We start from the raw sequence: 9228 nt of genomic DNA, 5'->3' as shown, positions 1-9228 counted from the left end.
GCCGCGGCCGGGTCAGGGCGACGGCGGGGGCGTCCGCCCCGGCCGCCCGCCCGGACCCGCTCGGTCAGCTCCCCCCGGCGGTGCGGTGGGACACCCGGCGCAGCAGCACCAGCGCCCGGTCGATGACCCGGACCGGGCCGCCCGCCGCGACGAACGGCCGGTCCAGCACGTCCGGCTCGGCGGTGTCCAGCACCGTCTCCCAGGCCATCCCGTACTCGGTGCCCGGCACCGTGAAGTCCACTGCGTCCGCGCCGCTGTTGAGCAGCAGCAGGAACGAGCTGTCCCGGATACGCCTCCCCCGCGGATCCGGTTCGGTGATGGCGTCCCCGTTGAGGAACACCCCCAGGGCGCGCCCGGGCGCGTTCCAGTCGCCCCCGTTCATCGGCAGCCCGTCCGGGCGCAGCCAGGCGATGTCGGGCAGCCCCTCCCGGTCGTCGGCGGCCGCGGTGCCGCCGCCCTCCACCGGGCCGCCCCGGAAGAAGCGCCGGCGCCGGAACACCGGGTGCTCCCGGCGCAGCCGCGCCAGCTCGCGGACGTAGTCCAGCAGGTCGTTCTCGGGCTCCTCCCCCTCGCCGAGACCGGCCGCCTTCCAGTCGATCCAGGAGATCTCGTTGTCCTGGCAGTAGGCGTTGTTGTTGCCCCCCTGGGTGCGCCCCACCTCGTCGCCGTGGGACAGCATCACCACCCCCTGGGACAGGTACAGGGTGGTGAGGAAGTTGCGCACCTGGCGGCGGCGCAGCGTGATGATCGCCGGGTCCTCGGTGGGGCCCTCCACCCCGTGGTTCCAGGACCGGTTGTCGTCGGTGCCGTCGCGGTTGTCCTCGCCGTTGGCCTCGTTGTGCTTGTGGTCGTAGGCGACCAGGTCGGCCATCGTGAAGCCGTCGTGGCAGGTGATGAAGTTGATCGACGCCACCGGCCGGCGGCCGTCGTCCTGGTAGAGGTCGCTGGACCCCGACAGCCGCGAGGCCAGCTCGCCCAGCACCGGCTCGCCCCGCCAGTAGTCGCGCACGGTGTCGCGGTACTTGCCGTTCCACTCGGTCCACAGCGGCGGGAAGTTGCCCACCTGGTAGCCGCCCGGGCCCACGTCCCAGGGTTCGGCGATCAGCTTGACCTGGGAGATCACCGGGTCCTGCTGGACGATGTCGAAGAACGTGCTGAGCCGGTCCACGTCGTGGAACTCCCGGGCCAGCGCCGACGCCAGGTCGAACCGGAACCCGTCCACGTGCATCTCCAGGACCCAGTACCGCAGCGAGTCCATGATGAGCTGCAACGAGTGCGGGTGCCGGACGTTGAGGCTGTTGCCGCACCCGGTGTAGTCGAGGTAGTAGCGCTGGTCCTCGTCACTGACCCGGTAGTAGCTGAGGTTGTCGATGCCCCGCAGCGACAGGGTCGGCCCCATGTGGTCGCCCTCGGCGGTGTGGTTGTACACCACGTCGAGCAGGACCTCGATGCCCGCCTCGTGCAGCGACTTGACCATCGCCTTGAACTCCTGGACCTGCTGCCCGCGCGAGCCGCGCGCCGCGTACCCGCTGTGCGGGGCCAGGAAGGCGAGGGTGTTGTACCCCCAGTAGTTGGTCAGCCCGCGCGCCACCATGGCGTGTTCGGGCACGAAGTGGTGCACCGGCATGAGCTCGACCGCCGTCACCCCCAGCGAGGTGAGGTAGTCGATCATCGCCGGGTGCGCCAGCCCGGAGTAGGTGCCCCGCTGGTGCTCGGGGATGCCGGGGTGGCGCATGGTCAACCCGCGCACGTGCGCCTCGTAGATCACCGTCCGGTGGTACGGGGTGCGCGGCCGGGACTCGTTGCCCCAGTCGAAGAACGGACTGACCACCACGCACTTGGGCACGTAGGGGGCGCTGTCGGCGGTGTTCTTGCGGCCGGGGTCGGCGAAGTGGTAGCTGAACAGGGATTCGTGCCAGGTGAGATTGCCGTTCAGCGCTTTGGCGTAGGGATCGGTGAGCAGTTTGTTCGGATTGCAGCGCAGTCCGTGCTCGGGTGCGTAAGGACCGTGGACGCGGTACCCGTACTGCTGACCCGGGCCGATACCGGGAAGGTATCCGTGCCAGACGAATCCGTCATATTCGGTCAGGGCAATACGGGTCTCCTCGCCGTCGTCGTCGAACAGGCACAACTCGACCCGTTCGGCGGCCTCGGAGAAGAGGGAGAAATTGGTACCGGACCCGTCGTAGGTCGCACCCAGAGGATAGGAACTACCTGGCCAGACTTCCACCATAGGCGTTATCGGTCTCTTGGTCTCGGGGCTTTCGTGCGGTATCGGGCGGTTCGTCCGTGAGCGCTCCCAGTGCGGGCGGGTGCGCGGACGATCCGGCGATGGTCCGAAAGCGGATGGTCGTGTTGTGACGACTTCTTTCTTCCGCTCCGACCGCAGAAGTATGCCGAACTGGACCGATGATCATTCATCGGCCGTCCCGAGCCGGGGGTCGAACCGGTGGAGATCATGATTTCCGGTGATTTGTGCGGCGGCCCGGGAGACGAATTCTAGACGGGACCCGCCACCGGGTCCACGAAGAACACCGCAGGGGCCACGCGGTTCCCTTTCGTACCGGCGGGGAACGGCGCGGCCCCGTGACTTCGGGCCTTGTGGTCTCAGGCTCCGTGGCCTCAGACCCCGGGTGTCAGGCCCCGTTGCCTCAGGCCCCGGGCCGGGCCCGGTCCAGGATCAGGTCGGTGTCCACACCCCGCGGCAGGGTGCCGAACACGTGCCCCCACTCGCCGCCCAGCCGGGAGGCGGTGAACGCCTCGGCCACCGGGGTGGGGGAGTGGCGCAGCAGCACCGACGCCTGGAGGGTGAGCGCCATCAGCTCGACCACCGACCGCGCCCGGTACTGCACCTCCTCCAGGTCGCCCAGGGTCTGCTCCAGCCGCTTGACGGCCGTGTCGTAGTGGTCGTCCACCCCGCGTGCGGCCTCCAGCTCCGCGAAGAAGGCCTCCACCGACTCGGGGGCGCGGCCCATCGCGCGCAGCACGTCCAGCGCCGCCACGTTGCCCGAGCCCTCCCAGATCGAGTTGAGCGGGGAGTCCCGGAACAGCCGCGGCATGCCCGACTCCTCCACGTACCCGTTGCCGCCCAGGCACTCCAGCGCCTCGGCGGCGTGCGCGGGCTGGCGCTTGGTCACCCAGAACTTGCTCACGGCCACGGCCAGCCGCCGGAACGCGGTCTCGGCCTCGTCGCCGCGCACCGACCGGTCCGCCGCCCCGGCCAGGCGGGTCATCAGCGCCGTGGCCGCCTCCGACTCCAGCGCCAGGTCGGCCAGCACGTTGCGCATGAGCGGCTGCTCCACCAGCCGCTTCCCGAACGCCGACCGGTGCTCGGCGTGGTGCAGGGCGTGGGTGAGCGCCGCCCGCATGCCCGACGCCGAGCCGATGACGCAGTCCAGCCGGGTGCTGTTGACCATCTCGATGATGGTCGGCACCCCGCGGCCGGCCTCGCCCACCAGGTGGGCGACCGCGCCGTCGTACTCCAGCTCCGCCGAGGCGTTGGACTTGTTGCCGAGCTTGTCCTTGAGCCGCTGGACGTGCAGCCGGTTGCGGGTGCCGTCCTCCAGCACCCGCGGCACCAGGAAGCAGCTCAGCCCCTCGGGCGCCTGCGCCAGGGTGAGGAAGAAGTCGCTCATCGGCGCGGACGTGAACCACTTGTGCCCGGTGAGCAGGTGGTGGCCCTCGGCGGTGGGCACCGCGCGGGTGGTGTTGGCGCGCACGTCCGAGCCGCCCTGCTTCTCGGTCATGGACATGCCCGCGATGAGGCCGCGCTTGGTGTGCGGGGCGCGCAGCCCGAAGTCGTAGGTGCGGGAGGTCAGCAGCGGCTCGTACCGCTGCGCCAGTTCCGGGGCGTGGCGCAGCGCGGGGACCACCGCGTAGGTCATGGAGATCGGACAGCCGTGGCCCGCCTCGGGCTGGGACCACAGGTAGAACTTGGCGGCCCGCGCCACGTGGGCGCCGGGCCGCTCGTCGGCCCAGGGCGCGGCGTGCAGGCCGAACTCGACGGCCTGGTCCATGAGGACGTGGTAGGCGGGCTGGTAGTCGACCTCGTCGATGCGGTGCCCGTAGCGGTCGTGGGTGCGCAGCACGGGCGGGTAGGCGTTGGCGGACTCGCCCCAGGAGCGGACCCGCTCCGTTCCGGCGGCGTCGCCGACCTCGCGGACCTCGGGCTCGGCCCAGGCGGCGCCCTCGCGCCGCACACCCTCCAGCAGGGCGGGGTCGTCGGCGGCGTTGTAGTCACCGAGCGGGGCGGCCTGGTTGAACACCTCGTGTGTCGGGGGCATGGCGTACTTTTCCGTTCCTGTTCGCAGGCGGCCGGGTGCCGCGCATCCTATCCCGTCACGACCAGGGGTAACAGAATCAGGTTCGGTTCCGCTGGGGCCGCCGGACCGGCCTCCGGATCTGCCGCCGGACCGGCCTCCGGATCAGCGGCCCAGACCCAGCGAGAAGCCGCCGTCGGTCGAGATGACCTGGCCGATGACCCAGCGGCCCTCGTCCGAGGCCAGCCAGCCCACCAGCCGGGCCGGGTCGGAGGGGTGCCCGAACCGCCCGAACGGGGTGGCGGCCAGCACCTGTTCGATGAGCGCCGGGTCGCGGTCGGTGGACCCGGGGTCCAGGTAGCCGGTGTTCACCGGCCCCGGGTCGATCGTGTTGAGGACGATCCCGAGCGGCAACAGTTCGGCGGCCGCGGTGGCGGTCAGCCCGGCCAGCGCCGCCTTGCTCGCCGCGTAGGCCACCTCGCCCACCATGGGGCCGTGGATCTGCCCGGAGGTCGTCCAGAACACCCGGCCGGTCGCGTGCTCGTCCAGCGGTCCGGCGAACTCCCGCCGGTCCCCGGGCCGGGCCGCGGGCGCCTCCTCCAGACCACTGAACGCCCGCGCGAAGTGCGAGGTCAGCAGCAGGGTGGAACGGGTGTTGACCGCCCAGTGGCCGTCCAGCCTCTGGGCGGTCATGTCCAGCAGGGAGCCGTCCCCGCCCGAACGCGCGTGGTTGCACACCAGCACGTGGAGGGAGCCGGTCAGGTCCCGGGCGGCGGCCACCAGGCGTTCGGGGGCGTCCGGTCCGGCCAGGTCCAGGCCCAGGTCGCCGAAGGCGGCGCCGGGACGCTGTGCCGCCCGCAGCCCGGCGCGCACCTCGTCGAGGTCGTCGCCGCCCCAGGGCTGGTCGGCGTCGTGCGCCCGGTGGTGGTGGATGAACAGGTCGGCGCCCAGCTCGGCCAGCCGGGCGGCGATCGCGTACCCGATGCCCCTGCGCCGGGAGACCCCGGTGACCAGGGCGGTGCGTCCGTGCAGCGGGAGGTGTCCGGAGTTCGTCATGGCCGCGATCCTAGGAACCGCGGCCGCGCTCCGCACCGGGTTTTCACCCGGCGTGCCGGTCCAGGAACCCGGCCAGCTCGTGGCGGGCCCACTGCGAGGCGAGGCCGCCCCAGTTGAGGTCGAACATGTGCTCCGCCCAGGGGATCTCCACCAGCCGGTGCTCCACGCCCGCCTCCGCCAGCCGGGCGGCCAGGCGGCGGTTGTCCTCGGGCTCCAGGAACAGGTCGTGCCCGGCGGTGATGAGGAGCGTGGGCGGGGCGTCGGGCGAGACGTGGTGCAGCGGGGACATCGCGGTGTACAGCGCGGGATCGCCGCCGGTCATCCGCTCGCTCTCCCGGTCCAGTTCCGCGGCCAGGGGTGAGCGGCGCAGCCGCCAGGGGTAGGGCGGTGCGTCGGCGGTGCCGTCGGCCGCCGAGTACCAGGCCGCGACGGCCGCCACCGGCACGTGCCCCACGGGGCAGCTCGGCGGGATGTCCCGCGCGGGGGTGTACGCGGCCAGCAGGGCGATCAGGCCCCCGGCGGACTGGCCGGTGAGGACGATGCGGCCGGGGTCGCCGCCGTACCCGGCCGCCTCCTCGTGGATCCGGCCCAGCGCGCAGCGCACGTCGGCGACGGCGGCGGTCCCGTCGCCGTCGGGGAAGAACCGGTAGTCGACCTCGAAGACCACGTGGCCCCGGTCGGCCAGCCAGGTGTCCCAGCGCGGCAGCAGGCTCTGGGGGAGGTCCTCGGCGCCGCCGTGCACGTTGACCACCACGGGTAGCGGTCCGTCCGCGGGCTCCCGGGGGCGCCAGACGTCCATCTCCAGGTCCTCGCCGCCGGGGGAGGCGTAGACCAGGGTGAGCGGTTCCCGGTCGGCGGAGACGGCCAGGCCGTCGGTGTAGCCGTTCAGGGAGACGGGGGCGCCGGCCTGCCGGGCGGCCCGCCAGGTGGCGGCGGGCGGGACCAGGGCGGCGGTCAGCGCCACCGCGTTGACGGCGGCCAGGACCGCGGCGACGCGGGGACGGGAGGCGCGCCCGGCCAGGGCCAGGAGCAGGCCCAGCGCCGCGACCGCGGCGGGGAACAGCGCGAACTCCAGGGTGAGCAGGCCGTACTGCCAGAACTCCCAGGAGGGCGGTGGCAGCAGCACCACCGCGATCGCCGCCGTGACGAGCAGGGCGGCCGCCCCGGAGAGGAGGAGGCAGGCGAGGCGGACCATGCGGGGACCCTCCGGTCGATACAATCGTATTGATACGACTGTATCCAATCGGGGCGCGTGCCACAATGGGCCGGTGCCCAAGTACGTCGACAAGGACGCGCGCCGCCGCGAGGTGGCCGCGGCGCTGCGGCGCATCGCCGCCCGCGAAGGACTCGAAGGCGTGAGCATCCGCACCGTCGCCGCCGAGGCGGGGCTGTCGGCGGGGGCCGTCCAGCGCGACTTCGCCACCAAGGACGAACTCCTGGCGTTCGCCTTCCACGACACCGTGGCGGCCGTCGGGGAGCGGTTCTCCCGCGTCCGTGTCGGTCCGGGCCGGGCGACCTTCGCCGAGGGGCTGCGCGCCGTCCTGCTCGACCTGCTGCCCACCGACGACGAGCGGCGGGCGCAGGCCCGGGTGTGGGCGGCGTTCTACGCCCGGGCGGCCCTGGCCCCCGACTTCGCGCGCACCCTCGCCGAGCTGGACGCCCGCACGCGCACCGCACTGCGGGCCGCCCTGGCCTACGCCTCCGAACAGGGCGAACTCGCCCCGGGCCTGGACCCGGAGGCGGCGGTGGAACTGCTGCTCGTGCTCGTCGACGGGGTCTGGATCACCGCCGTCCGCCAGCCCCCGGGCGCCTCCCTGGCACCGCAGCGCGCGGCGGTCGACGCCGCCGTCGCCGCGATCACCCGATCCCGCTAGGGCCAGAGGAGTCCCCGCTCCCAGGGACCCCCGGGCCTCTCGCGCAGGTAGCGCAGGCGCACGTGGCGGCGGTCGGGGGAGCCCTGCCAGAACTCCGCCTCGACCGGGCGGACCAGGTACAGGCCCCAGTCGTCGGGCGCCAGGGACGGGTCGGCCTCCACCCGGGCCCGGCTCTCCTCGAACACCCGGTCCAGCTCGGCCGGATCGGACAGCGGGCCGCTCTGGCGGCCGTGCAGCCCGGCGGCGCGGGACTCCGGCGGGCGGGCCAGGAAGTCGGCGGCGCAGCGTTCGGGGGAGGCGAGTTCGGCCAGGCCCCGCACCCGCACCTGGCGGCCCTGCTCGCGCCAGTGGAACAGCAGCGCCGCCTGCGGGTCCGCGGCCAGCTCCCGGCCCTTGGCCGAGGTCGTGGTGGTGGCGAACCACCAGCCCTCGGGGGTGAGGTCCTTGAGGATCACCACCCGGGCCGAGGGCGCCCCGGCCCCGTCGGCGGTCGCCACGGCCATGGCGTGCGGCTCGGACACCCCGGCGGCCACCGCCGCCTCGAACCAGGCGGTGAACAGCGCGATCGGGTCGTCGGGCGCGGCGGCCGGGTCGAACCCGGGCAGTTCCCCGGCGAACACCGGCAGGCCACGCAGCAGGTCCCGGACGGACATGGGTCTCCTCTCGGATCGGCGGACCCCACGATACGGACCGGGCACAGAAACGGCGCCCCAAAACTCCCTCAAACCCGGTGTCCCCTCTTCCGGGCCGGGCAGTGGCACCCGTGCGGTACCCGACGGGAGAGGAGCCATCGTGGAGATCGGGTTCAAGCTCATGGCCGAGCGGTACGAAGCCCCCGAGCTGGTGCGCCAGGCGGTACGCGCCGAGGAGGCCGGGTTCGACTTCGTGGAGATCAGCGACCACTACCACCCCTGGCTGTTCGAGCACGGCCACTCGCCCTTCGCCTGGTCGGTGCTGGCGGCCATCGCCCAGGCCACCGAACGCATCCGCATCGGCCCCGGGGTGACCTGCCCGACGATGCGGTACCACCCGGCGGTCGTCGCCCAGATGTCGGCCACCACGGCCGTGCTGTCGGGCGGCCGGCACTTCCTCGGAGTGGGCTCGGGCGAGCGGCTCAACGAGCACGTGGTGGGCGACGCCTGGCCGTCGGTCACGGCCCGGCACGCGATGCTGCGGGAGGCGCTGCGCATCATCCGGCTGCTGTGGTCGGGGGGCTACCGGTCGTTCGAGGGGGAGTACCTGACCCTGGACGACGCGCGGGTCTTCGACCTGCCCGAGACCCCGCCCGAGATCATCGTCGCCGCGGGCGGCGAGCGGGCCGCCGCCCTGGCAGCCGAACTCGGCGACGGGCTGTTCGCCACCGAGCCCGAGCCGGGACTGGTGGAGGCCTACACGGACGCGGGCGGGGAGGGGCCGCGGTACGTGGAGGTGCCGCTGGCCGTCGCCGACGACGAGGAGACCGCCCTGCGCAACGCCTGGGAGGGGTTCCGGTTCGGCCTGGGCGGCTGGAAGGTGATGTCGGAGCTGCCGAACCCGATCAACTTCGAGGCCGCCGCCGCGCTCACCACCCCGGAGGACATGCGGCGGATGGCGTCGGCCGGCCCGGACCCGCAGGAGCACCTGAAGCAGGTCCGGACCTTCGCCGAGGCCGGGTTCGACCACCTGGTGCTGATGAACGCGGGCGCCGACGTGGACGACTTCCTCGCCTACGCCGAGAAGAACCTGCTCCCCGAGCTGAGGCCCGCCGGGTCGGGTTCCTAGGGTGAGGTGCCCGGAGGTTTCCGGCCCTGGCTCCGGGGGGTGCCCACCTGCCCGGGGCCTCGGCCGGGGGGTGGGTGCACGCATGTCCTGTTAACGCTGTGGTGTGCGGGGGCGGCCTGTTCGGGGTCGCGGCCCTGACGGGCGCGCGGGGAACGGTTCCTCCGGCTCCAGGGGGTTTCCCACCTGTCCGGAGGCCTTGGCCACAGCCGGAGGGCGTTGCGCCTCCCCCGCCGCAGGGGGTTGCCCACCCGACCCGGGGCCTTGGCCCCAGCCCGGAC

7 protein-coding genes are annotated in these 9228 nt (G+C 73.2%); 2 read left to right on the top strand and 5 right to left on the bottom strand.

Annotated features, from left to right (window positions below; all coding sequences use genetic code 11):
• Positions 1–64: 64 nt before the first annotated feature.
• From glgX to ACJOT3_RS28760, 4 genes are all read right to left on the bottom strand, one after another.
• The gene (glgX, locus tag ACJOT3_RS28775) at positions 65–2233 is read right to left on the bottom strand and encodes a glycogen debranching protein GlgX (RefSeq protein WP_406976263.1); all 2169 of its coding nucleotides are present in this window, start codon (positions 2231–2233) and stop codon (positions 65–67) included.
• A 418-nt stretch (positions 2234–2651) separates the two neighbouring features.
• Positions 2652–4283 carry an acyl-CoA dehydrogenase family protein gene (locus ACJOT3_RS28770; RefSeq protein WP_406976262.1) on the bottom strand — a complete coding sequence of 544 codons (1632 nt, stop codon included), beginning with the start codon at positions 4281–4283 and terminating at the stop codon, positions 2652–2654.
• 141 nt (positions 4284–4424) lie between these two features.
• Positions 4425–5315, bottom strand: coding sequence for an SDR family oxidoreductase (locus ACJOT3_RS28765; protein WP_406976261.1), 891 nt, complete (start codon positions 5313–5315; stop codon positions 4425–4427).
• A gap of 43 nt (positions 5316–5358) precedes the next feature.
• Positions 5359–6510: an alpha/beta hydrolase gene (locus ACJOT3_RS28760; RefSeq protein WP_406976260.1), complete on the bottom strand. Its 1152-nt coding sequence runs from the start codon at positions 6508–6510 to the stop codon at positions 5359–5361.
• A gap of 73 nt (positions 6511–6583) precedes the next feature.
• Between ACJOT3_RS28760 and ACJOT3_RS28755 the strand changes: the two genes are divergently transcribed.
• Positions 6584–7189, top strand: coding sequence for a TetR/AcrR family transcriptional regulator (locus ACJOT3_RS28755; RefSeq protein ID WP_406976259.1), 606 nt, complete (start codon positions 6584–6586; stop codon positions 7187–7189).
• Here ACJOT3_RS28755 and ACJOT3_RS28750 read toward each other — a convergent pair.
• Positions 7186–7842, bottom strand: a complete 657-nt coding sequence (locus ACJOT3_RS28750; protein WP_406976258.1) for a pyridoxine/pyridoxamine 5'-phosphate oxidase — start codon at positions 7840–7842, stop codon at positions 7186–7188. The genes ACJOT3_RS28755 and ACJOT3_RS28750 overlap by 4 nt on opposite strands.
• A 139-nt stretch (positions 7843–7981) precedes the next feature.
• Here ACJOT3_RS28750 and ACJOT3_RS28745 point away from each other — a divergent pair, with 139 nt between their 5' ends.
• The gene (locus ACJOT3_RS28745) at positions 7982–8950 is read left to right on the top strand and encodes a TIGR03557 family F420-dependent LLM class oxidoreductase (protein WP_406976257.1); all 969 of its coding nucleotides are present in this window, start codon (positions 7982–7984) and stop codon (positions 8948–8950) included.
• Positions 8951–9228: the final 278 nt, after the last annotated feature.

The organism is Nocardiopsis protaetiae, from assembly GCF_045446735.1.
GTDB lineage: Bacteria > Actinomycetota > Actinomycetes > Streptosporangiales > Streptosporangiaceae > Nocardiopsis > Nocardiopsis protaetiae.
This window is presented reverse-complemented; position numbering and strand designations above follow the sequence as displayed.